General features: G+C 42.2%; 22 protein-coding genes. 12 read left to right on the top strand and 10 right to left on the bottom strand.

Annotated features, from left to right (window positions below; all coding sequences use genetic code 11):
• Positions 1–5 precede the first annotated feature (5 nt).
• On the bottom strand, positions 6–440 hold the full coding sequence (locus AC5FX4_RS11440; RefSeq protein ID WP_476291280.1) for an AAA family ATPase: 435 nt from the start codon (positions 438–440) through the stop codon (positions 6–8).
• A 297-nt stretch (positions 441–737) separates the two neighbouring features.
• Here AC5FX4_RS11440 and asnS point away from each other — a divergent pair, with 297 nt between their 5' ends.
• Entirely contained in the window at positions 738–2,135 is a 1,398-nt protein-coding gene (gene asnS, locus AC5FX4_RS11435) for an asparagine--tRNA ligase (RefSeq protein WP_493606511.1), read from the top strand.
• A gap of 232 nt (positions 2,136–2,367) precedes the next feature.
• The gene (locus AC5FX4_RS11430; protein WP_493606510.1) at positions 2,368–3,765 is read left to right on the top strand and encodes a polysaccharide deacetylase family protein; all 1,398 of its coding nucleotides are present in this window, start codon (positions 2,368–2,370) and stop codon (positions 3,763–3,765) included.
• Positions 3,766–4,016: 251 nt separating this feature from the next.
• Here the strand turns inward: AC5FX4_RS11430 and AC5FX4_RS11425 are convergent, their stop codons facing one another.
• From AC5FX4_RS11425 to seqA, 6 genes are all read right to left on the bottom strand, one after another.
• Positions 4,017–5,570 carry a dihydrolipoyllysine-residue acetyltransferase gene (locus AC5FX4_RS11425; RefSeq protein ID WP_493606509.1) on the bottom strand — a complete coding sequence of 518 codons (1,554 nt, stop codon included), beginning with the start codon at positions 5,568–5,570 and terminating at the stop codon, positions 4,017–4,019.
• Positions 5,571–5,579: 9 nt separating this feature from the next.
• On the bottom strand, positions 5,580–6,557 hold the full coding sequence (locus tag AC5FX4_RS11420; protein ID WP_493606508.1) for a transketolase C-terminal domain-containing protein: 978 nt from the start codon (positions 6,555–6,557) through the stop codon (positions 5,580–5,582).
• Complete coding sequence (locus tag AC5FX4_RS11415) at positions 6,557–7,774, bottom strand: thiamine pyrophosphate-dependent dehydrogenase E1 component subunit alpha (RefSeq protein ID WP_493606507.1); 1,218 nt, start codon at positions 7,772–7,774, stop codon at positions 6,557–6,559. Before AC5FX4_RS11415 ends, AC5FX4_RS11420 begins: the two co-directional genes overlap by 1 nt.
• A gap of 285 nt (positions 7,775–8,059) precedes the next feature.
• Positions 8,060–9,094 (bottom strand): succinylglutamate desuccinylase, encoded by a 1,035-nt coding sequence (astE, locus tag AC5FX4_RS11410; protein WP_493606506.1) that lies wholly within the window; start codon positions 9,092–9,094, stop codon positions 8,060–8,062.
• A gap of 93 nt (positions 9,095–9,187) precedes the next feature.
• Positions 9,188–10,825: a phosphoglucomutase (alpha-D-glucose-1,6-bisphosphate-dependent) gene (gene pgm, locus AC5FX4_RS11405; RefSeq protein ID WP_493606505.1), complete on the bottom strand. Its 1,638-nt coding sequence runs from the start codon at positions 10,823–10,825 to the stop codon at positions 9,188–9,190.
• A gap of 9 nt (positions 10,826–10,834) precedes the next feature.
• Positions 10,835–11,380 carry a replication initiation negative regulator SeqA gene (gene seqA, locus AC5FX4_RS11400; protein WP_493606504.1) on the bottom strand — a complete coding sequence of 182 codons (546 nt, stop codon included), beginning with the start codon at positions 11,378–11,380 and terminating at the stop codon, positions 10,835–10,837.
• Positions 11,381–11,508: 128 nt separating this feature from the next.
• Here seqA and AC5FX4_RS11395 point away from each other — a divergent pair, with 128 nt between their 5' ends.
• The 6 genes from AC5FX4_RS11395 to AC5FX4_RS11370 all read left to right on the top strand — a co-directional run bounded on the left by AC5FX4_RS11395 (position 11,509) and on the right by AC5FX4_RS11370 (position 15,940).
• Positions 11,509–12,270, top strand: coding sequence for an alpha/beta fold hydrolase (locus AC5FX4_RS11395; RefSeq protein WP_493606503.1), 762 nt, complete (start codon positions 11,509–11,511; stop codon positions 12,268–12,270).
• Positions 12,271–12,355: 85 nt separating this feature from the next.
• Positions 12,356–12,577, top strand: a complete 222-nt coding sequence (locus tag AC5FX4_RS11390; protein ID WP_171624287.1) for a DUF2788 domain-containing protein — start codon at positions 12,356–12,358, stop codon at positions 12,575–12,577.
• A gap of 2 nt (positions 12,578–12,579) precedes the next feature.
• On the top strand, positions 12,580–12,858 hold the full coding sequence (gene ybfE, locus AC5FX4_RS11385) for a LexA regulated protein (protein WP_476291256.1): 279 nt from the start codon (positions 12,580–12,582) through the stop codon (positions 12,856–12,858).
• Positions 12,859–12,873: 15 nt separating this feature from the next.
• Positions 12,874–13,401 carry a flavodoxin FldA gene (fldA, locus tag AC5FX4_RS11380; protein WP_493606502.1) on the top strand — a complete coding sequence of 176 codons (528 nt, stop codon included), beginning with the start codon at positions 12,874–12,876 and terminating at the stop codon, positions 13,399–13,401.
• Between the two features lie 108 nt (positions 13,402–13,509).
• Positions 13,510–13,956, top strand: a complete 447-nt coding sequence (gene fur / locus AC5FX4_RS11375) for a ferric iron uptake transcriptional regulator (RefSeq protein ID WP_493606501.1) — start codon at positions 13,510–13,512, stop codon at positions 13,954–13,956.
• 139 nt (positions 13,957–14,095) lie between these two features.
• On the top strand, positions 14,096–15,940 hold the full coding sequence (locus AC5FX4_RS11370; protein WP_493606500.1) for an ABC transporter ATP-binding protein: 1,845 nt from the start codon (positions 14,096–14,098) through the stop codon (positions 15,938–15,940).
• On the opposite strand, the gene AC5FX4_RS11365 is transcribed toward AC5FX4_RS11370, so the two are convergent.
• Positions 15,924–16,526, bottom strand: coding sequence for a TetR/AcrR family transcriptional regulator (locus tag AC5FX4_RS11365; protein WP_493606499.1), 603 nt, complete (start codon positions 16,524–16,526; stop codon positions 15,924–15,926). The genes AC5FX4_RS11370 and AC5FX4_RS11365 overlap by 17 nt on opposite strands.
• 272 nt (positions 16,527–16,798) lie before the next feature.
• On the opposite strand from AC5FX4_RS11365, the gene AC5FX4_RS11360 reads away from it, so the two are divergent.
• The gene (locus tag AC5FX4_RS11360) at positions 16,799–17,962 is read left to right on the top strand and encodes an efflux RND transporter periplasmic adaptor subunit (RefSeq protein WP_493606498.1); all 1,164 of its coding nucleotides are present in this window, start codon (positions 16,799–16,801) and stop codon (positions 17,960–17,962) included.
• A gap of 15 nt (positions 17,963–17,977) precedes the next feature.
• Positions 17,978–21,151: an efflux RND transporter permease subunit gene (locus AC5FX4_RS11355; protein WP_493606497.1), complete on the top strand. Its 3,174-nt coding sequence runs from the start codon at positions 17,978–17,980 to the stop codon at positions 21,149–21,151.
• Positions 21,152–21,207: 56 nt separating this feature from the next.
• On the opposite strand, the gene AC5FX4_RS11350 is transcribed toward AC5FX4_RS11355, so the two are convergent.
• A complete protein-coding gene (locus tag AC5FX4_RS11350; RefSeq protein ID WP_493606496.1) occupies positions 21,208–21,735 on the bottom strand; it encodes an AidA/PixA family protein in 528 nt (175 codons plus the stop codon).
• A 195-nt stretch (positions 21,736–21,930) separates the two neighbouring features.
• The gene (locus AC5FX4_RS11345; RefSeq protein WP_493606495.1) at positions 21,931–22,539 is read right to left on the bottom strand and encodes a GNAT family N-acetyltransferase; all 609 of its coding nucleotides are present in this window, start codon (positions 22,537–22,539) and stop codon (positions 21,931–21,933) included.
• 169 nt (positions 22,540–22,708) lie between these two features.
• On the opposite strand from AC5FX4_RS11345, the gene AC5FX4_RS11340 reads away from it, so the two are divergent.
• Both AC5FX4_RS11340 and AC5FX4_RS11335 read left to right on the top strand, forming a co-directional pair.
• Complete coding sequence (locus tag AC5FX4_RS11340; RefSeq protein WP_493606494.1) at positions 22,709–23,305, top strand: PilZ domain-containing protein; 597 nt, start codon at positions 22,709–22,711, stop codon at positions 23,303–23,305.
• Between the two features lie 54 nt (positions 23,306–23,359).
• The gene (locus AC5FX4_RS11335) at positions 23,360–24,397 is read left to right on the top strand and encodes an agmatine deiminase family protein (protein ID WP_493606493.1); all 1,038 of its coding nucleotides are present in this window, start codon (positions 23,360–23,362) and stop codon (positions 24,395–24,397) included.
• Positions 24,398–24,403 lie beyond the last annotated feature (6 nt).

Raw genomic sequence — 24,403 nt, 5'->3', positions numbered from 1 at the left:
TCCTGCTACCACTCGAATATATACGCCATTTTACTAATGGTCTTGAGTGCAACGCCATGTGTATTACGTTTTGCATAGAGGTGTTGCAAAGACTTATCTTTTACTTCGCCAACGATGACTTCTTTAACTTGATAGCCCATCGCCACTGCCGCAGCGCTGTATGCAACAAACTCCCACTTTTTAATGTTGGTATTATCGACAATAACCAATGGGATACCTTCCGCTAACCCGTTAATGAAGCGAGCGAGGTTTAAATTATGGTACTGAGGTAATTTGAATTTTTCAAAATGATATTCACCTGCATCATTGTAAAAATAGTCATCGGTTGAGCAGATCAAACTTTGTGTTTCATCACCCGCAACTAACTCATCAACCAATGTTTGTGCATAGTGTGTTTTGCCACACCCTGGCAATCCGCGTAATATAAAAACCTGTTTCATCGACAATTAAAGTTACCTAAGCGTAAGTATAAGATTGTAGTAAAACAGCTATGATGCCATATTTTTGAAATTTAATCATGAAATACGCACGTTTATTGCGAACTTTAGCCCTTTAAACCAGAACTCAAACTGCATAATGCCGCCATATCGATTAATAAAGCACATTAAGTTGTAAAAGAGTTGCAATTGAGTGTTTTTTTATTGGCGTATGAGAGGTAAGATACGGCCTACGTGTCTGTAACAGATATTACAGGTACATCGAATAATTATTAGGTAACTTATATCATTGGAGTGAAAATGAGCCACATAGCGATAACGGAGCTACTCAAGGGCACCGTTGCGGTAGACAGCCAGGTAACAGTTAAAGGTTGGATCCGTACACGCCGCGATTCAAAAGCAGGTATTTCTTTCTTAGCCGTTCATGACGGTTCTTGTTTTGACCCTATCCAAGCAGTTGTGCCTAATTCGCTCAATAATTATGAAGAAGTTACCCGCTTAACAGCTGGTTGCTCAGTTAAAGTAACTGGCGTGTTAGTAAAATCTGAAGGTCAAGGTCAAGCTTTTGAAATTCAAGCAAATTCCGTAGAGGTATTAGGTTGGGTAGAAAACCCAGACACATACCCTATGGCAGCAAAGCGTCATAGCATTGAGTTTTTACGCGAGCATGCGCACCTTCGCCCTCGCACCAACGTAATAGGCGCTGTAACACGCGTTCGTAACTGTTTATCACAAGCGATCCACCGCTTTTTCCATGAACAAGGTTACATGTGGATCAGCACCCCAATCATCACAGCCAGTGACTGTGAAGGTGCAGGCGAGATGTTCCGCGTGTCTACGTTAGATATGAACAACCTACCGCGCACCGACAAAGGTGATGTGGATTACTCTGAAGACTTTTTCGGTAAAGAAGCGTTTTTAACGGTATCTGGCCAGCTCAATGGTGAGACATATGCAAGCGCTATGTCGAAAATTTACACATTCGGTCCAACATTCCGTGCAGAGAACTCAAATACTTCTCGTCACTTGGCTGAGTTTTGGATGGTTGAACCAGAAGTGGCATTTGCTGATTTAGAAGACATCGCTTCACTTGCTGAAAACATGCTCAAGTATGTATTCAAAGCAGTGTTAACTGAACGTCGTGATGATATGGAATTTTTCGCTCAACGTATCGAAAAATCTGCAATCACTCGTCTAGAAGAGTTTGTTGAAAAAGATTTCGCACAAGTAGATTACACAGACGCGATTGAAATTTTGAAAGCGTGTGATAAACAATTCGAATTCCCAGTTGAATGGGGTGTGGACTTGCAATCAGAACACGAGCGCTACCTTGCTGAAGAACACTTCAAGGCACCTGTGGTAATCAAAAATTATCCTCGCGACATCAAAGCATTCTACATGCGCCAAAACGAAGATGGTAAAACTGTGGCTGCTATGGACGTTGTTGCACCGGGTATTGGTGAGATCATTGGTGGTTCACAACGTGAAGAACGTTTAGATGTACTTGACCAACGTTTAGAAGAAATGGGCTTAAACAAAGAAGATTACAGCTGGTACAGAGACTTGCGTCGTTACGGCACTGTACCACATTCAGGTTTTGGTCTTGGTTTTGAGCGTTTAGTAGCTTATGTAACCGGCATGGGCAACGTACGTGACGTGATAGCTTTCCCTCGTACAAAAGGCAGTGCGACTTACTAATAAATTCTAGTAAAATATAATTTGTTAAAAGCCCAGCTATTTTGCTGGGTTTTTTATTGCTCTCCACTTGATTCGTAAATGCTAACTGAAAACCCCTCTCCTTTTTAATTCTTTGAAATAAAAAAGATAAAAAAACGTTAATTGTTCAACCATCCCTGATTTAGGTATTTACAACACTGTTCGATAAGGGGTACATTCCTGTCCATTTTATAAAATAGGGACAGATGTAAGTATGGTGAAGAACACTAAATTAGCGTTATTATGCACCTTTATTGTAGCGTGCTCGGACAACAATTCGCATCAAGATAATCTGCATGTTGAAAACGGAAAGTATGCGGTCACGATTGTATCTAGCGAAGGTGGACAATTAAGTCCTTCTAGTTTGTCTATAGATAGTAACGAGCAAGCGGAAATACAGATTACACCGAGTGAGGGCTTCCGCCTTGAAACAATTTCAGGGTGTGGTGGCACACTAGACGCGACAAAGTTTATTATTAGAAACGTTAATAAACATTGTACTGTCAAAGCTCAATTCAACAGAAACGTTTACAAAATAAACGCCAACTCAGATAGCGGCGGAAGTATTGCGCCACAGCTCGCCAATGTCCCTTATGGACAAGTGTTTACATTCCAAATTAAAGCCGAAGCTGGTTACCAACTTAATAAAATTGAAGGCTGTCATGGCACACTAAAAGATGACACTTATATAGTTAATAAAGTTTCTTCTGAATGTACTATTAATGCATCATTTTCTAAAAAGCAGTACAAAGTAAGTTACCAAGTCAATAACGATGATTACGGCTCTATAAATTCTCATATCAGCACCTTCTCATATGGTGATAAAGCTGAATTTGTAATAACGCCTAATAAAGGCTACGAAATTAAAGATGTAAAAGGGTGCGATGGTACGTTAACCAAAAATGTATTCCGTGTTGGGGCCATTAAAGAAGATTGTACTATATCAGCGGAACTGAAGCCGATTGGTAGATTTATGCTCACATTTGACGATGCATATGTAGAGTCTTGGCTCGAATTAGCACACCCAATTCTTGCCGATTACGATATGAAAGCCGTGTTTTACGTAACCGCTGATTATGTTATTGAAAAAAATAAACAGAGTTATGTCGATGCATTATATAAAAATGGTCATATTATCGGGCATCACTCTTGCTCACATAGGTTTGTCGAATCATATGAGGGGGATTATATTGCAGAAGAAGTTGAGCGCTGTATTGATTTCTATGCTGATTATAACCTTCGTCACTTTGCTTATCCTTACGGCTGGGCTGGCTTAGGAAAAGGCGATGTTGAGAAAAAGCTGAAGGAAAAATTCGATACCGTTAGATACTTCAATGTCGGCTGGGTCAGTGAAACTGGACCAACAACAAGACCAGAATCAGCAACATCTATCGATGGTATCGTGCTAAAAGGAAATTGGGAACCTGTATGGAAGCTGCTAGATAAAACAAGAGCTGAAGGCACCGTTGCCCATTTAGCAGCGCATGGTATCAACCAAGATTGTGAAAAAGCAAAATTAGGCTGGCGATTATGCGAACAAAACCTACGAGCTGTTATTGACTATGCTCACAACCTTGGTTTAGAGCTTGGTCCCCCAGATAGTTGGTTTTAGTGGATTAGCTTAGATGTATTAGCTCAGACTTGATCTGACAGTAACCCATTTTTCTATCGGTAGCTGTTAGATTTGAGCTAACTCTTCTCAGCCTAATCCTTTTTAGTACGACAAAGCAGCTAGAATTTATCTCTTTGTGGGTCTATAGAAGTTAGTGAAATCACTGCTCATTAAATTCAAGGCCCACTTTTAGCCTCAAAACAAAAAGCCCAGTCAAATGACTGGGCTCCGTGTATCTAGCGTGGTTATGGTTAACTCATCGCCATCATCATTTTGGCAGGATTCTCAAGATATGCTTTCCATAGGTTGTTAAATCGTGCAATGGTACCACCATCAATCACACGGTGGTCGCCCGACCAACTTACTTGCATGATTGCGCGTGATACAACGTTCCCCTTATCATCGAAACGAGGAAGGTGTTGCAGCTTACCTAGTGCAACAATAGCAACTTCTGGCTTGTTAATGATCGGCGTTGCCGTTGTGCCACCGATTGCGCCAATGTTTGAAATCGAGATTGTGCCACCTTTTAAATCATCTGGTGATACACGCCCTTCTCGAGCCGCATCAGTCAAACGAGTCACTTCTTGTGCTACTTCCACAATCGACTTAGTTTGACACCCTTTGATATTAGGCACTAATAAGCCAAGTTTTGAATCTACTGCCATACCAATGTTGTGATCATCAAAGTAAGTGATCTCTGTGCACTCATCATTTACTTGTGAATTGACAATTGGGTACTCTTTGATTGCTAACGACAGCGCTTTAATGAAGAACGGCATCATTGTGAGCTTAACGCCCTCTTTTGCATATTGTTCTTTCAACTCTTTGCGCAACGCAATGATCTCGGTCAGATCAATTTCATCACTAAAGGTAAAGTGTGGAATAGTCGATACGGACGCAACCATTTGTTTTGCCATCGCCGCTTTCATACCGCGAATAGGCTCTACACGCGTACCACCGCTCAGCGTTTGCGTAACAGTATTCGCTGAAGAAGCATTTGATGTTGTTGCAACAGGTTGAGCTTGGGCACCACCACCTTCAACAAAACGCGTGATGTCTTCTTTGTAAACGCGACCATTTTTGCCTGTGCCTGGTACTTGGTTAATATCAATATCGTGCTCACGAGCTAGCCGACGAACAGCGGGAGATGCGATTGCTTTACCGTTGGCTGGCAACTGAGCCTTTGCTTGTTGGCTTTGTGCAGCTTTAACCGTTTGCGCCGCCGCTTTTACTTCGACTTTTGCTTCTACAGGCGCATCGTTAGTGCCAGCCAAACGCATTTGGAAAAGCGGGCTATGCACTTTTGCAATTTCACCTTTTTGATAGTAAAGCTTCTCAACTATGCCATCATGCTTTGCAGGAATTTGTACCAGTGCTTTATCCGTCATCACGTCACAAACAGCTTGATCTTCTTTGATCTCATCACCTTCAGCAACAAGCCATTCTACAATTTCACACTCTACAATCCCCTCACCGATATCCGGCAAGATGAAGTCTTCTAACTGAGAGCCGGTGGAAGCTGCATTTGATGATTCACCCACCGCACTGTCGTTTGCAGGGGTCGCGCCAGCCACTTCCATCGCAAAGAGCGGTTCGTGCACTTTGGCAATTTCACCCTTTTCATAGTGCAATGTTGTGATCACACCATCATGTACCGCAGGGATCTGAACCAGTGCTTTGTCGGTCATAACGTCACAAATTGGTTGATCTTCTTTTACTTCGTCACCAACAGCCACTAACCATTCAACGATTTCACACTCTACAATGCCTTCGCCAATATCTGGTAAGATAAATTCTTTAGCCATGACTAATCCTTAAAACTCGACTGATTTCTTGATAGCAGCAAACACTTTTAACGCGTCTGGCACATATTCTTTTTCAAGTGCGAGAGGATATGGTGTATCTAAACCACACACTCGCATGATGGGTGATTCAAGGTGCAAGAAACACTCTTGTTGGATAGTCGCCGCAATTTCCGCCCCAAACCCATTGGTGATCGGTGCTTCATGGCTAATGATCAAACGGCCTGTTTTAACTACAGATTTCGCTACAGTTTCCATATCCCAAGGCAAAATACTACGTAAGTCAATCACTTCACAGCTTACACCCGCCTCTTCTGCTTTTGCAGCTGCTTGCTCAATGATTTCCATTTGTGCACCCCAAGCAAGCAAAGTGACATCAGAACCCTCTTTAACAACTTCAGCCTTGCCGATTTCAATGGTGTAATCATCTTCAGGTACTTCACCCACTGATGCGCGATATAGACGTTTGGGCTCAAAGAAAATAACCGGGTTATCATCTTTAATACAAGCGCGTAATAAGCCTTTAGCTTGGTATGGGTTACGCGGCACAACCAGCTTTAATCCTGGTGTGTGTGCAAAGTACGCTTCTGGCGACTGAGAGTGGTATAAACCACCGGCGATACCACCACCATATGGTGTACGGATGGTTAAATTACCCACATTAAACTCATTACCACTGCGATAACGGAATTTGGCAGACTCGTTCACGATTTGATCAAATGCCGGGAAAATATAATCAGCAAATTGAATTTCAGCGAGCGCTGGCGCACCGAATGCGGCTAGACCATTAGCGAAACCAAGTATGCCTTGTTCCGTTAAAGGTGTATTGAAGACACGATGCTTACCGTATTTTTCTTGCAAGCCAGATGTGGCACGAAATACACCACCGAAATAACCCACATCTTCGCCAAAAATACAAGCTTGAGGATGTTCATTCATGGTAATGTCTAATGCCGAGTTAATGGCGTGGAGCATATTCATTTTAGCCATTATTTAAGTCTCCCTGCTGTCACTGGGTAAGCATCTGGATGTTGCTTTATGTGTTCTTTTAATTCTTCGTATTGTTTTTGCAAAGACGGGATCGGCGTGTCATATACATCCGAAACAAGCTCTTCAAGCGCTGGTTTTTGTACTTTTTCTGCTACTTTTACTGCCGCTAAAATGTCTTCACGGATCTTATCTTTGGCTTCTTCATCTTCTTTCTCGTCAAGCCAGCCTTGCTTTAACATCCACTTTTTGAAGCGTTCTATCGGGCAACTTGCTTTAAATTGTGCTTCTTCTTCTTTACTACGATAGCCTGACGGATCGTCCGATGTAGAGTGTGCACCCAATCGATATGCAATAGATTCAATTAATACCGGCTCGCCATTTTCAGCTGCAATCTTACGAGCTGCTTGTGTTGCCGCATAAACTGCTAACGCATCAGCGCCGTCAACACGAATGGTTTTAATGCCATAACCTACGCCGCGTGATGCGATACCATCACCTTTAAATTGTTCATCGGCTGGCGTAGAAATGGCGTAACCGTTATTCCGTGCGAAGAAAATAACAGGTGCTTCATGAACCGCTGCCATGTTTAAACCAGCGTGGAAATCACCTTCTGATGCAGCACCTTCACCAAAATAACAAATGGTGACGTTATCGATTTCCGAAGCAAGCTTACCGCTCTCTTTATCAATGTGCTTTAGCTTTTGACCATATGCATAGCCTGTAGCTTGAGGAATTTGCGTGCCCAAAGGAGAGGAAATCGTCATATAGTGCAATTCGCGTGAACCATAATGCACTGGCATTTGACGACCTTTACCTAAATCATGTTCATTTGAGAACAATTGGTTCATAAACTGCTCAAGGGTAAAGCCACGATAAGCAATCGCCGCTTGCTCTCGGTATTGCGCCATGATCATATCATCTTGCTTCAGTGCCGCTGTACTGGCAGTGATGGCCGCTTCTTCACCCAAGCATTGCATATAGAAACTGACTCGACCTTGGCGTTGTGCCGCCTGCATACGTTCATCTAACAAGCGAATAAAGCGCATTGTTGAATACAAGCGTTGTGCTGTCTCTTTATCTATTTCAGGCACAGTGGCACCGTCCAATACTTCACCGTTGTCGCCTAAAATAGTTAATGTTGGGATATCTAAGACATGACTATCAGTAAACTTCAACGCATGGCTGATATTTAACGATATGTTATTGGGGTTAGTCATAACCTACCTTCTCTTGTTGTCATAACACATTTGCAAAGCGCCTTGTGAGCAAACACTAAAGCCGTCGACACAGCGCCAATCTAATTGAATTTTTTAATTATAAATTGGCGGTAGTTTGTAAGAATAATCTGTTCGACAAATGCAAATTGATTAAATTAAAACTTGTGTCACTTTACGTTAACGTAAAGGGTTATTCAACTAATCCTAGATGAATAACCCTAAATTTGCATAATTATGCTTGGAAAGATTTCGATACGGTAGGTTAAGTTGTTTTAAAACAGTGAATTAGATAAATCTTTCATCCACTTCCATCGGAATAACCGTCAGCAAAGCACGCTGACCAATGGCAACATTGGCATTTGGAAAAATAATCGCTTCTCCCTCTACTTCCGCTAAATACTGAGTTTCTCCGTCGGTCGCGAGTAACTCACCTTTCGAAAAACCAGTAAAGTTTTCTGCGCTCTCTGAAAAAGGAAAAGTAAAGTTATCTTGGGTACGATTGATGGTTCTGTGCACTTGGAACAGTTCAAAATCGGATGAATTAAAATCCCCATAATTTAAATCATCTTGGCTAATTAATGCAGAAAGCGTTTGTTTGGTTTTCGCAAACCTAGACATGTCGTTTTCACCGAATGGTTTTACTTGACCCAATTCGACGGTAAACGCGTCCGCAGCAAATTTTATCGATGAGAAATAGCTAAATGTGGTTGCTGCTGAACGCATCATCAGCACTGTATTTACGCCACATGCAAGCAAAAATTGTAACTGTTGTTTTTTCCAAGGCTTTCCATGTAAGAATGGATAGACGGCAAACTTCTCATTTTTAGACCCACGAATAGCCGTATGCAAATCGTAATGACAACGATAACGACCGTCTTCGACCTGAGTGAAAAACTCCGTCACGTAACGCTCTAGATTAGCCGCTCGTTTACGTTCTTCATTAACGATGTCGCCCTGAGCATGCGTACCGTTGAATAAGCGATTTAGGTTTTCTTCAACAAAACGCTCACCAATATTGATCGATTTAGGATTGCCAAAAATAAACAAAACGCGATGCTTCAACGTAAGTTTTCCGGTAATAATCGCTTTTATCAACTCATCACATATTTCGATGGGAGCGGTTTCATTGCCATGTATCGCGCTTGACAGCACAATATCTTTGCCACCGTAATTCTTGGGAGTGAACTGGATCACGCCAGTATCTTTAACATCCACTGTAGTGCCATTGTCCAAAACAAATTGCGAAGCAGGTAAATGAAATTCATTATTTCGAGTTAGGGTTAGGAAATCCCCAGAATTCTTGAGTTCTTCAAGGTACATACGGTCACCTAGTATTTTTGTGAGAGTCAACATCTTTGAATTAAAGATGCAAAAAAGCCATGCATGAGCATGGCTTTAATCATAGTTATAAATTTAGCTTATCACTGAATCAACCAGCGCTTTGGCTTCTTGCTCAAGCAATGAAAGGTGTGATTCACCTTTAAACGACTCAAGGTAAATCTTGTAGATATCTTCAGTGCCTGACGGTCTTGCTGCAAACCAGCCATTTTCTGTCACGACTTTTAAGCCACCAATCTCTGCATTATTACCCGGTGCTTTGGTCAAAATTTGTGTGATCTTATCACCAGCTAATTGATCAGCCTTCACGTTTTCAGCACTCAATGCACTTAATCGTGATTTTTGCTCAGGCGTCGCTGGCGCATCAATACGTTTATACATAGGTGCACCAAATTGCGCTTCTAATTCTCTATAGCGCTCGGAAGGGGTTTTACCCGTTACGGCCAAAATTTCGGCTGCTAAAAGACCTAAAATAAAGCCATCTTTGTCGGTATTCCAAACATCCCCATTCTTACGTAAGAATGAGGCGCCTGCGCTTTCTTCACCACCAAATGCGAGCCACTGCTTGTTAAGGCCTTTCACAAACCATTTAAAGCCAACGGGTACTTCGTAAACTTCATGACCATTGGCGTTGACAACTTTATCTATCATGGCTGATGAGACCAGTGTTTTGCCAATTTTTACATCACTCGGCCATTGGCGATGATTTAACAAATAGTCAATCGCGACAGCCAAGAAGTGGTTTGGATTCATCAAACCATCTTTTGTCACTATGCCGTGGCGGTCATAATCAGGATCATTGCCAATGCCAATATCATAATCGTCTTTAAGCGCGATTAAATTGGCCATCGCATAAGGGGATGAACAATCCATTCGGATCTTGCCATCTTTATCTAATGGCATGAACGCAAATCGCGGGTCAACTTCGTTATTAACCACCGTCAAGTTTAAATCGTACATTTTCGCGATGACAGGCCAAAAATTAATACCTGAACCGCCTAATGGATCAACGCCAATTGACACACCGGCCTTGGCTATCGCTTGTAAATCAATAATATTCGTTAAGTCTTCTACGTACGGTGTAATTAAATCTTCGTATTTAATAAACCCTGAGCGACTTGCTTTAGCGAAAGGAAACAGTTCTACCTCAACCAAATCTTCTAATAATAATTGGTTCGCTCTGTCTTCTATCCATTTTGTAATATCAGTGTCTGCTGGGCCGCCATTCGGTGGATTATACTTAAAGCCGCCATCTTCGGGTGGATTGTGCGAAGGCGTTACGACGATACCATCAGCTAACTCGTTTGGATTTCGTTTATTATGGCAAACTATAGCGTGGCTAATTACTGGCGTTGGCGTGTAGTCATCGTTTTCTTGCGTGATAACTTGGACTTCGTTTGCAACAAGCACTTCAATAGCAGAATTAAACGCAGCTTCTGATAAAGCGTGCGTGTCTTTGCCCAAAAATAACGGACCAAAAATGTCATTTGCTTTACGATAGTCACAAATCGCTTGTGTAATCGCCAAAATGTGGGACTCGTTAAATTTCACATTATATGAACAGCCGCGATGGCCAGACGTGCCAAACGCAACACACTGCTCTGGGTTCTGTTCCAAATCAGGCTCATTAAGATAATAAGCAGATACTAGTTTTGGTATGTTCGCCAATTGCGACTGCGCGGCTTTTTTACCAGCGCCAGGATGGAGTGCCATACGATGTCCTTATAGGTAGTCTCGGATAGTTTCAGCTTGCGCTTCAGTGTAGCCTAAGCATAATGCGACTTCATGAAGCATCATTTTTTTACGAGTCGTATTTGAGTTGGTCATCACCCAATATTCACTGTCGAGAATATTTTTTGGGTTCATACTACTACCACTTTCAAGTAACGCTTCTTTACTTTTTGCAAAATAAATTCGGTCTCTGCCCTTAATATCGAGCACTTTGTGAAAAGACTTTTTATGCGTTCTGTGTAAGGCACACAGAATAAACAGAAAACGCCCTACCACACCTTTTTGCATTGCCAGCTCTTCTTTATTCAAAATGTTGAACACATTTTCATGGCTTTGCGTTGCAATTTTTGTAGTCGGCTGCTGTTGTTCTTGTTCTGCTGGTTTGGCACTTTCATCACTCATTGGTGCTTGTGACGTACTGCTGTCAGTAGAAAGGTTTAATAAACGACGCAATATTTGTGAGGCACTTTCGCCAATACTTTGTGTATTGCTAGCGATGTATTGATAAAGTTCGTCATCTATTTCTATTTTCTTCATGCTTTTCCTGTCATTACTGAAATTTCGTGCATCTATTTTCGATTATATCGTGATTTGCCCTATTACTCTACGGCTTTGAATTTTCGCCTAACACTGGCACAATTGCGTTCATATATTTAGGAGAAAGCATGTTACTTAACTATTCCCAAACGGGCTCAGGCCCTCATGTTATCTTAATTCATGGTCTATTTGGCTCTTTAGATAATCTCAACATTATTGCAAAGGCCTTGTCTGAGCACTTCACTGTAACCAACATAGATTTACGCAATCATGGTCAATCGTTTCACGATAACGCCATGGACTATACTACGATGGCTGCAGACGTATTATCTCTTATGGACGAAAAAAATATAGAGAAAGCTCACTTAGTGGGTCATTCTATGGGTGGAAAAGTTGCAATGCAACTGGCAATAGATGTGCAAGCGCGGATTGAGCGCCTCGTGGTACTTGATATCGCCCCTGTTGATTATCACGCAAGACATGATGACATCATAAAAGGCCTAAAAACAGTTGCACAAAATAAGGTGACCAGTCGCTCTGAGGCGGATAAGTTATTAACTGCCTTTATTGACGAGTTAGGCGTTCGTCAATTTTTGCTTAAAAGTTTAGCTAAAGATGAAACAGGCACATTCTCTTGGCGTTTCAATTTGCCTGTCATTTGTGATAGTTACAGCAAAATTATTTCTAATATAAATGCATCTCATTCTTGTTTGTGCGATACTCTGTTTGTGAAAGGAAATGACTCAGATTACATACTGCCAGAGCACAGAGACGCCATTATGGCTCTTTTTCCTAATGCTAAAGCAAAGGTCATTCATGGTGCAGGACATTGGCTACATGCGCAAAAACCCGAATCGGTAAATCGCACGATTCTTGATTTTCTTCAATAATCGGGCTGTTTTTAACGTGTGAACTTAATTTATCTCAATTGATTATGTTATAGTACGCGCCGTTTGAGTTTTTAGTAGAGCGCACATGGTCAGTCAGTTTATAAATGAATTCGAAACTTTAGGGCTATATTTCGCGTTAGCTGGCATCTTCTTTTTTATTGGTATGGCTATTCAGGATGTACTTAAAAAAGGGGATGTACCAAAGTTTGGTAGATATATCGTCTGGTTAGTCTTATTTTTAGGCTGCTCAGGATTTATTGCAAAAGGGTTAATTCAAGTTTTCTGGCAAGGTGCAGGTGTTGGTTAACCATGGCGAAGTCTGAGGCAGATAGAACAACAATCGACTTATTTGATAATGAAAAACGCCCAGGACGACCTAAAACAAACCCACTTCCTCGCGAGGTTCAATTAAAGGTCAACAAGCGTAATCAAATTAAGCGAGACAAAGCACGCGGCTTAAAACGCGTAGAATTTAAAGTCTCTTCAGAGCTATACCAAGCTCTGAGTGACATGGCAGATGCTCAAAACATAAGCCGTAGCGCATTAATTGAGACCATCTTGCAAGAAAAATTAGCGAATAATAGATAGAAGGTAAGCACTAAAATGGCAAGCGTAGGTATTTTTTTCGGTAGCGATACAGGCAACACAGAACACGTTGCCAAAATGATACAAAAAGAGTTAGGTAAGAAACTTGTCGATGTAAAAGATATTGCTAAAAGTAGCAAAGAAGAAATCGCTGAATTTGACCTGATTCTGTTTGGGATCCCAACGTGGTACTACGGTGAAGCACAGTGCGACTGGGACGACTTCTTTCCTGAATTAGAAGAAGTAGATTTTGAAGGTAAGCTGGTAGCGATATTTGGTTGTGGCGACCAAGAAGACTATGCTGAGTATTTCTTAGACGCAATGGGCATGATCAATGATATCGTGACTGAACGTGGCGCCATTGTCGTAGGTCACTGGCCAACTGAAGGTTATGAATTTGAAGCGTCTAAAGCACTTGTTGATGATACTCACTTTGTAGGTCTTGGTATTGATGAAGATCGCCAACCTGAGTTAACTGAACAGCGCGTAAAGGCATGGAGTGCGCAAGTTTATGATGAAATGTGCTTAGCCGAGTTAGAAGACTAAAATTATTTCACGCTTTGCACTTAATTGCTTAGCACGTTATCCTTAAGTTTAGCGACGTCGTGCGTATGACTTAAGATAAATACAAAAAAACAGATTGAGACAGATTTAATGACTGATCACAACTTAGAGTTAAAAAAAGCCGGTTTAAAAGTTACTTTGCCAAGAATCAAGATTCTTGAGATCCTGCAATCACCAGACAATCAACACATTAGTGCTGAAGACGTTTATAAAATCTTACTAGACTTGGGTGAAGAGATTGGCTTAGCAACAGTATACCGCGTTTTAAACCAATTTGATGACGCTGGTATCGTTTCACGTCACCATTTTGAAGGTGGTAAGTCAGTATTTGAGCTCTCTGGTAGCACCCATCATGATCACCTAGTTTGCTTGAAATGTGGCAAAGTTGTTGAGTTTGAAGACGAAGTTATCGAAAGCAGACAAGACGAAATCGCTAAAGAGAACGGCATTCGCTTAACTAATCACTCGCTTTACCTTTACGGCGAATGCAGTGACACTGAAGCGTGTAAAAAATATGCTGAAGAGAATGGCGGTTAAATCTAGCTTTTCTTATAACCGGCTTAGGCCGGTTTTTTTATGTCTGCGTTTCTTTCTTTTGATCACTTCCCCATCAAAGCACTGGATATTTGTACAATACAATATAGAATGTACCTCTTGCAGTTAAAGGATGAATAAGATGTATAAAATTTTCGAGCGTTTTACACAACCGTTTCCAGAATCAGATATCACGCAGCCGCCCAATACGCTGTATGCATTTTGCCGCTTTTATACCAAAGGTATGGAATGGCCATTGTTTTTTATGTCGCTCAGTGCTGCAGTGCTAGCCATATTAGAAGTGACTTTATTTAGCTTTATGGGTGATCTTGTAGATTGGCTGTCAAATTACACGCCACAAACGTTATTCAAAGAAAAATATGATGACCTACTTTATATGGGCGTCATTACACTCTTCGTGCTGCCCATATTAGTTTTCTTACACTCAACGATATTGCACCAAAGTTTGTTAGGTAACTACCCAATGTCAATTCGTTGGCAAGCGCATCGCTATTTACTGAAACAAAGCATGAGCTTTTACCAAGACGAATTTGCGGGACGTATCGCGACCAAAGTAATGCAAACCTCATTAGCTGTTCGAGAAAGTGTGATGAAACTACTCGATGTTTTGGTCTATATTTTAGTTTACTTTGGGGCCATGCTCGCGCTTGTAGCCCAAGCAGATATAAGGCTTATGTTACCAATGTTAGCATGGCTTGCACTTTACATCAGCGTACAAGTCTATTTTGTGCCCAAATTAAAACGTGTTTCTGCTGATCAAGCGGATGCACGTTCTCAGATGACCGGCCGCATCGTTGATAGCTATGCAAATATCTCTACAGTTAAGCTTTTTTCTTATACACAGCGCGAAGAACAATACGCAAAAGAAAGCATGGAGTTGTTCATTGAACCGGTTTATAAGCAAATGCGTCTTGCTACAAGCCTTAATATTGGTGTGCAAGCGCTTAATTATCTGCTGGTATTTTCAGTCGCAGCATTATCACTCTATTTATGGTCATTTAACGCAATAACCGTTGGGGCAATCGCGATCACAGTAAGCCTAGCGCTGCGTTTAAACGGCATGTCGCAGTGGATCATGTGGGAAATAAGTGGCTTGTTTGAAAATATCGGCACTGTCAGCGATGGCATGGCTACCTTATCAAAAGCCATCGATATTAAGGATAAACCAGAAGCCAATACGCTTGATTTCAAAGCCGGTACTATTGAGTTCAAACACGTTAACTTCGCATATAAGCGCGTTGATAAAAACACGCAAAATAATGTGCTTAACGATCTTTGTTTATCAATTCAAGCTGGGCAAAAAATTGGTGTGGTTGGACGCTCAGGCGCGGGTAAATCTACACTGGTTAATTTGTTACTGAGATTTTATGACCTCGATTCTGGTAGCATTTGTATCGATGGTGTTGACATATCATCCATCAAACAAGAAAGTTTGCGCCAACATATTGCCATGGTGACTCAAGACACCTCCCTACTACATCGAAGCGTTCGAGATAATATTCTGTACGGACGACCAAACGCGACCGAAGACGAGCTTATTAACGCGACCAAAAAAGCGCAAGCTTATGAGTTTATACAAACACTTGAAGATAATGAAGGGAACACTGGCTTTGATGCGCAAGTAGGCGAACGTGGTGTTAAACTGTCTGGCGGTCAAAGGCAGCGCATCGCTATTGCGCGTGTTTTACTCAAAGATGCGCCTATTTTGATTTTAGATGAAGCGACGTCCGCCCTTGATTCAGAAGTAGAAAGCGCAATCCAAGACAGCTTAGACTCGTTAATGGCAGGAAAAACGGTCATTGCCATTGCGCATCGCTTGTCGACGATTGCTCAAATGGACAAGTTAATTGTCATGGAAGAAGGACAAATTATTGAGCAAGGTACGCACGCAGAATTACTTTCTATGGGTGGTGTTTACGCCAAACTATGGGCACATCAAACTGGTGGCTTTATTGGCGTGGAATAACACCTAAACAAAACAGGTTACAAACTTGCTCAATGAGCACATCAAGCGCCTCTTCATCAAGAGGCGCTTGCCATTTTATCGCTTGTTCCCAAAATGTAAGTTTCTTGAGCCCTCCCCAAAAAAATGCCGCAGCGAAATCGGCATTAAATTGACCTAGACATTGGGCTTTTTCAGCGTCTTCAAACCATTGAAGCATATCTTTTTCACAGTTCATAAAGCGCTCATTTAAACTATCGGCCTGCTCTTTTGAACGCATTGACTCAATCATAACGATTCGAGACAAAGTCAGATAATCTTCATCATTAAGCAGCGCAACGGCACTCATTGCTAGGTGTCGTAGCTGCGTTTTAAAATCAAAGTTGGGAATAAACTGGATAGCAGTCAGCGGTGCTATACGGCTGATCAACAATTCAACTACAACATCAAATAGCGCGTCTTTAGTAGCAAAATGTTTATACAGCGTACGTTTCGACACGTTGGCAGTTGAGGCTACTTGCTCCATAGTCGTGGCAGATAAACCATACTGCGCAAACAAGTCGATGGCAGCTCGGAGGATATCATTCTGCTTTTGGGAATACTGCGTCATTATTAGCTACATTGCTGATCAAATTAACGCTATTTTAACGAATATTTGAGAAATTAAAAGTACACGATACCGTTTACCACCTAATAAAAAAAGTATACACTACCGTTTACCTGTTTAATTAACGCGCCATGATAACCAACTTTGGTATATGCTGTATAAAAAACAGGCTGCTTTCGAGCCCTACCGGTCGATAACGTTCACCACAACTCAAGGACCATTAGAGTGCTCATATTTATTTGCATCGATCGATGCTCGTTGGAATTGGAGTAAACATGAACCCACAAGTCGTCAGTCGCTTACTAACATATACCGCTATTTCGAGTATGCTCATGTTACTCTCTGGTTGTGAACAGGGAGAACAACAAAATAGCGCTCACGCCATGCCACCAGCGAGTGTTCAAACACTTGCCGTCACCCGGACCAGTGTGCCAATTACTATTGAGTTACCTGCAACACTCGCAGGTAACAAAGAAGTAGAAATTAGAGCCCGAGTTTCAGGTATTGTTGAGTCAAGAAACTTTGAAGAAGGCCAAAAAATTACAGCTGGTCATTCATTATTCACACTTGACTTAGACCCCTTTCAACTTGACCTTGCTCAAGCACAAGCTCAATTAAATGCAGCCAAGGCAACTGTCGAGCAAAGCAAGCGAGAACGCGATCGCTTAGAAGCACTCAAGAACGAACGTTCGGTATCAAAACGCGACTTTGATAATGCAGCCTCTAACTATGATATCGCTTTAGCCAATTTAGAGTCAGCCAAGGTTGCGCTGCAAGAGGCACAGCTCAATCTAGAATACGCACAAGTCAAAGCTCCTGTTTCTGGCATTATTGGTAGAGAGCTAGTTTCAGAAGGAAGCTACGTATCAGGACCTGACGTATTACTCACCCAGTTAACAGAAACAAATACCATGCGCGTGCGCTTCGGCTTTTCCGAAAGAGAGCAGTTAAAAATGCGCCAAGACGTTGAACGTGGTGCCCTAACATTGCCAGTAAAGAATGAGTTTGATGCGCAAATAATTTTGCAGGATGGCAGCATTTACCCACAAACAGGCCAAGTCGATTTTAGTGATGTTAGAGTTAATCGCTATACAGGTACCAGTGAGCTTCAGGCCAAAGTTGCCAACCCTTCTTCACAATTACGTCCTGGACAGTTCGTACGTGTTCAACTGCAAGGTGCTGTTAGACACAATGCAATATTGCTCCCGCAGCGAGCGGTTTTGGACAACGGTACAGGTAAGTTTGTTTATGTCGCGACCAAAAACGAGCAAGGTGCGTTGGTTGCACTACCTGCGCCAGTTAAAGTAGGTGAATGGATTAAGCAAGGTGAACAAAATCTTTGGATCATTCGCGAAGGTCTAAGTGATGGACAAGAAGTCGTCGTAGAGGGAATGGCAAAAATATTCTTCCCTGGTATGCCTATTCAAAAAGCGCAATAAGGGAGCAAATTAATCATGTTTTCTCGTTACTTCATAGATAGACCTATCTTTGCTTTTGTTGTGTCTATCGTTATTGTTCTAGCGGGTTTGGCAGCTATGCGAAGCTTGCCGATCGCGCAATATCCTGAAATTTCTCCCCCTGTGGTTCAAGTCACCGCCGTGTATCCTGGCGCTTCAGCTGAAGTCATGGAACAGACAGTCGCAGCACCCATTGAAAACGCCATCACTGGAGTTGAGGGCATGATGTACATGAGTTCCACCAGTAATAGTTCCGGTGTAACTACCATCGCCGTTACTTTCGAGATAGGTACAGATGTAGACCAAGCGGCAGTTAACGTAAATAACCGCGTTAAGCAGGTAGAGGCACGGTTACCAGAAGAAACTCGCCGACAAGGTGTGGTCGTCGCTAAAGGTTCATCAAGCTTTCTACAAGTTCATGCTTTTTATTCGCCAGATAACTCTCGGACGAGCCTATGGACCTCTAACTATGTGACAATGAATATCATCGATAGGATCAAACGTATTCCAGGCACCACCAATGTGCAGATATTTGGTGCAAAAGATTACGCCATGAGAGTTTGGCTACGCCCTGATGTGATGAGCCAGCTTGGCGTTACCGTCGAAGAAGTTTCGTCTGCGATTCGAGAGCAAAACTCTCAATACGCAGCCGGACAGATTGGTGCAACACCGACCCCTAATTCTGCGCAAGAATTAGTATACAGCGTCACTGCGCAAGGGCGTCTATCAACAGCCGAAGAGTTTGAAGACATTCTAATTCGTGTTAATCCTGATGGTTCAAACCTAAGACTGAAAGACATTGCGCGCGTTGAACTAGGATCAAAAGATTACAACTTCGCCGGTACAGTTAACGGTAAACAAGCCGTGTTACTGGGAATTTTCCTACAACCTGGTGCAAACGCGTTAGATGTCGCAGCTCAAGTTAATGCGACGATTGACGAACTAAAAATTCAGTTCCCTATCGGTTTATCTCATTTGACTGCATACGACACGACAAGGTTTGTTGAAGTATCGATTAGAGAGGTTTTAAAAACGCTTATTGAAGCCATGGTACTCGTGTTTTTAGTTGTGTATCTATTTTTGCAAAATTGGCGCGCAACGCTAATCCCAACACTTGCGGTACCTGTGTCATTGCTTGGTACATTTGCTGGCATGTACATGCTAGGTTATTCAATTAATACGCTAACCTTATTCGGTATGGTCTTGTCGATAGGTATTGTGGTTGATGATGCCATCGTTGTGCTCGAGAACGTCGAACGTATCATGCATGAAAAACATCTCAGCGCTCGCGAAGCTGCTATCCAAGCCATGCAAGAGGTAAGCGGTCCCGTTGTTGCGATTGTGCTCGTGCTGTGTTCAGTGTTCGTCCCTATTGCATTTTTGGGTGGACTGACCGGCGAGCTGTTTAGGCAATTTGCGATTACTATTTCTATTGCTGTGACGTTATCGGGCGTTGTTGCACTTACCATGACACCCGCACTTTGTGTGCTCATCCTAAAGCACGAGCATAAGCAAACCGCCAAGTTTTTTATCTGGTTCAATGACTTTTTCACGCGGATTACTGGTCGTTACGTCGGTGCGGTAAGCTTTATGGTCCGTCGAGGCCTTCTAGGTCTAGTGCTGGTAACAGCAATGGTCGTTGTGACTGGTTCGCTTTGGAAAAGTACACCAAGCTCGCTAGTGCCGGATGAAGATCAAGGTTACTACATTTCTGCCATATTTTTACCCGATGGCTCTTCTTTGGAGCGCACCAGTAAAGTGGTAGACGAAGTCATCGAAGTTGTTCGCTCAAACCCCGCTAATGAGAATGTGGTTGCGTTTACCGGTTTTGACTTCATTGGCAACGGATACAAAAACAGCGCAGCGACCATGTTTGTCACTCAAAAACATTGGGACGAAAGAGAAATTGATGTGAAGTCGCTCATTGGCGAGTTATACATGAAAACGTCGCATATCAATGAAGCCCTCGTGCTGGCATTTAACCCTCCGCCAATTATGGGCCTAGGCAACACCGGTGGTTTTGAAGTTTATCTGCAAAACAAAGGTGCGGGAGGTCATGAAAAGTTAAAGCATGGCATGCAATTATTGATGGCTGAAGCACAAAAAAGCCCCGTTTTAGCGAGTTTACAAACACTATGGCGCCCAGACGCACCACAACTGAAAGTGCATATGGACCTCGAGCAGGCCCGTGCAATGGGTGTGAATATCAATAGTGCGTTTAATGCGTTAGCAGCCAATTTGGGCACCTACTACGTCAATGACTTCAATAAGTTTGGTCGAGCGTGGCAAGTACTCTTATCTGCAGAAGCCGAATTTAGAATGACACCTGAGGACGTAGGTCGTATTTACGTTAAAAATAACCAAGGTGAAATGGTACCAATTTCTGCATTTACAGATATTGAGTACAGCCGAGGCCCAGAGAGTTTAGAGCGCTACAATAACCTATCTGCCGTTAAACTTTTAGGGGAAGCAGCACCTGGCTACAGTTCTGGTCAAGCTATCGCCGAGATGGAAAGAATTGCTCGCAGCGTATTACCGCCTGATATGAGCTACGACTGGACAGGCTCTGCATATCAAGAAAAGCAAAGCTCAGGCACAACCGGACTTGCTTTAGGGCTTGCAGTTGTATTGGTGTTTTTGGTGCTTGCTGCATTGTATGAGCGTTGGTCGTTACCGATATCAGTGTTGTTGGCACTGCCATTTGGTACATTCGGAGCATTAGTATCAGTTTGGATTTTTGGTCTGACTAATGATGTTTACTTTCAAATCGGCTTAGTTACCTTGCTTGGTTTGGCAAGCAAAAATGCCATTTTGATCGTTGAGTACGCACTGATGAAACACCAACAAGGTTGGAGTGCAAGTGCAGCCGCATTAGAAGCCGCTAGGTTGAGATTTAGACCGATCATTATGACGTCTCTCGCATTTATTCTTGGTGTTGTGCCCTTAGTGCTAAGTTCAGGAGCTGGCGCTGGCGCGAGACATAGCGTCGGTACAGGCGTGATGGGTGGAATGATGGCTGCAACTTTCCTTGCTGTATTCTTTGTGCCGTTATTCTTTTTCTGGCTCACGAATAGACGCTTAACAGAAAAGCGCTCTAGACAAGAGCTAGCAAACGAAATAGCAGAGCAACATAAAAAAGAGCATGTTGATACGCAAGAAGGACTAGTTTAAACAAAAAGGCGACATAATGTCGCCTTTTTTAGGTCTGTAAAATCTAAACGTTGAGATTAAGGTTGTACAACTGTTACGTACAGGTCCCAGTTGATTTCTTTGATAAGTTCAGTGCCTTTGTACACTTTAACGTAGAAAGTGTACGCTTCGATTTGTGAAGTGCCAGGATTTGGACGACCTGGTAATGTAGCATTAGCTTGTACGAATGGTTGATAAGCTGTTTGACGTTCAATAGCTACACGCTGATCTTGTCTCATTGGAATTGCATCTTGCTCGTAAACAAACACAGGCGCATTACCTTGATATGCAGTCCAATCTTTTAACAATGTGTTGTTATTCCAATCGTGCTCTGCGTCAATGATAACCGAATAGTTCTCAGTGCAGCCTTCTGGTTGTACAACTTTAGGGAATGCATTCCATCTAATGATGTCATCGTTATCAACGCGAATACTTAGCTCATAAGAACCTTGAGAGTTGCTTAACACAATGTCTTGTGACGCAAACATGTTAACAGCACGGCTACCCGGTGCACCATTTTCAACCGCTTCGCAATCAACAATAACTTCCACGCGATGTATAGTCATCTTCTTATCCTTAAATTTCCAACATTTAAATATAAATAGATAGTAACCGCTGTATTTAAAAGAAATACAGAATTACAATCCACTGTATTAGTAAATGCCAAATAAAATATTCATTCGGCGAAAGAGATAATACGCCTGACCAAACACCATATAAACATAATTAAAATATTAAATTTACACTACAGTTAACACAGATCACTTGAAATCAAAAACCCTATTAACTTCAATACCATAGCAAACTTCCTCAAAAGGATACTTATTCATCGTCATACCTAACGCGCTGTCTAGTTGAACCGCGCCGTGTTTTTCATAGAATCGTCTTGCTCGCTTATTTTTTGCATAGATCCAAGTGTATGCTCGCAAATAACCTTGTTCGTAGAGTTTGAGTAAGCGCATTTTTAGCATGGCCTGCCCTAACCCTAAGTTTTGATATTTGGGTAACACATACCCCCGGTATAGTTCACCCGCTTTATACAACGCGACTTGATCACTATGTGGGTTATGCTCTCCGCGATACCCGCCCGATGCGCCGCAAGCTACGATTGTATTACCCTTGACTATGACTTGAGATGTGTGTCTTGTCCTATCTTTAAGTATCGAACACCATAGTTCTTCAAAGAATGTCTGCGTACCTCTTTGCAGCACTTCATTAGGCAAAAAAGGCTCAAATGCCAATTGCCAACTCTGCCTTGTAACGCTAGCCATTTGTTCTAGATCGCCCATACTTGCAGCGCGTATTTTTAGCCCAGCAGGTAACGATAACGCCTTGGAAACTAAGTATCCTTCATACTCAAGTACGTCCATATGATTTTCCATTCAGATATTAAATATTGGTAACAATTAGTACATTATTGTTACATTTTGCCATTTCCTCAAATCTTTATTTTGAGAGTCGTACCTGCAACGCCTTCCTCTATGGCATTTTTTAGCGTAACCCGTTAATATTAAATAAAACGTCGTGTGGAAATTGACAATGAGAAACGAGCTCCAAGAAAACTTTGAACGTTACTTTCAAGTAGACGATTCAAATCAAGTCAATTTGAAAGAAGTCGATAAAGACGCGGTCCCTCAAACAGTCGCTGAACTTGAGACAAAAATTCCGGCTCTATTTAAGCTTGCTAATGAAATGAAAGAGCTTGATCACAAGATGCTCAGCCCGCTGCGTAATCTTGGCGATTTAGCGTCTGATCTCGCTGCGTTTTTGCAAGCCCAGTCAAGGAAAATTGACCTCATAATGAGCCACATTTTGGCGACTGAGCAACCCGATGAAGACAATATTTATTGCGATTCGTATGGTGGCGGTGGACTCAAATTCACTTCTAGTATCGAATACCCATTAGGAACGCTCTTTAGAACTAAACTATTTTTACGACAAGAGGCTGCTGCTATTTATTGTTATAGCGAAGTCATAGACGTAGATAAACTGCCTGACGATAAGTACCAACATACCCTCGCCTTTATCAATATTAGGGATGAAGACCAAGAGTTGATAGTTCGAGCGAGCTTACACGCACAAACGCGCCAGCTAAAAAAACGCCAGTCAGAGCAGAATAAAGAACAAAATAGCTGACAGAGACCTGCACAATGATAAACTAGCGACTTAGTTATTTATTAGTGTTTGATCATGAGTTTTAGACTTTTACCTGAATGGGCGCCACAAGATGCTGTAATGTTGACGTGGCCGCACAAAAATACCGATTGGGCAGCCATCCTAAGCGACGTAGAGCCTGTCTATATCACACTTTGCGACGAGATAACTAAGCGACAAAATGTTGTTATCGTTGCGCACGATGAGCAACTAAAAGCGCACATAACCGCGCTGTTAAGCAACGCAAACATTGCCCTTGATAAAATCCATTTTGTCATTGCCCCTTGCAACGATACCTGGGCAAGAGATCACGGCCCATTAACGACCGCAGATGCGCAAGGCACAATTTGTATCAAAGATTTTGTCTTCAATGGCTGGGGCAATAAGTTTGAAGCGCAACTTGATAATCAAATTAACAAAACGCTCGTTGATTGTGTTGCTAACAAAAACAACCAGTATCGCGCTCTGGATTTTGTACTAGAAGGCGGGGGTGTTGAAATTAATGAACACGGTACGTTACTAACGACTTCAGAGTGTTTGCTTAACCCAAATCGCAATCCAACGATGAGCAAATCGGACATTGAGTCAGTGCTTGAGCAAGAGCTAGGTGCACAAGACTTTCTGTGGGTTGATCATGGTTATTTGGCTGGTGATGATACGGATAGCCACATTGATACTCTGGTACGTTTTGCGCCAAACAATACGTTGGTTTACGTTCAATGCGATGATGAGCGCGACGAACATTATCAAGCATTAATGGCGATGGAAGCGCAGCTACACCAGTTTAAAACAGCCAATGGCGACAAATATAATTTGCTGCCACTACCATGGCCAAAAGCTGTATTCGATGACGAAGGCGACAGATTACCTGCAACCTATGCTAACTACCTCATCATAAACTCAGCGGTATTAGTCCCTGTTTATAACGACGAACAGGATAAAAATGCGCTTGAGCAAATAGCAAAAGCTTACCCTGAACATACTGTAGTTGGCATCAACTGCCTTCCGATCATCCATCAGTTTGGTAGCTTGCACTGTATTACAATGCAGCTGCCACGTGGCTTTTTAAAATAGGATCCA

Source organism: Pseudoalteromonas sp. ATL1, from assembly GCF_058933015.1.
This window is presented reverse-complemented; position numbering and strand designations above follow the sequence as displayed.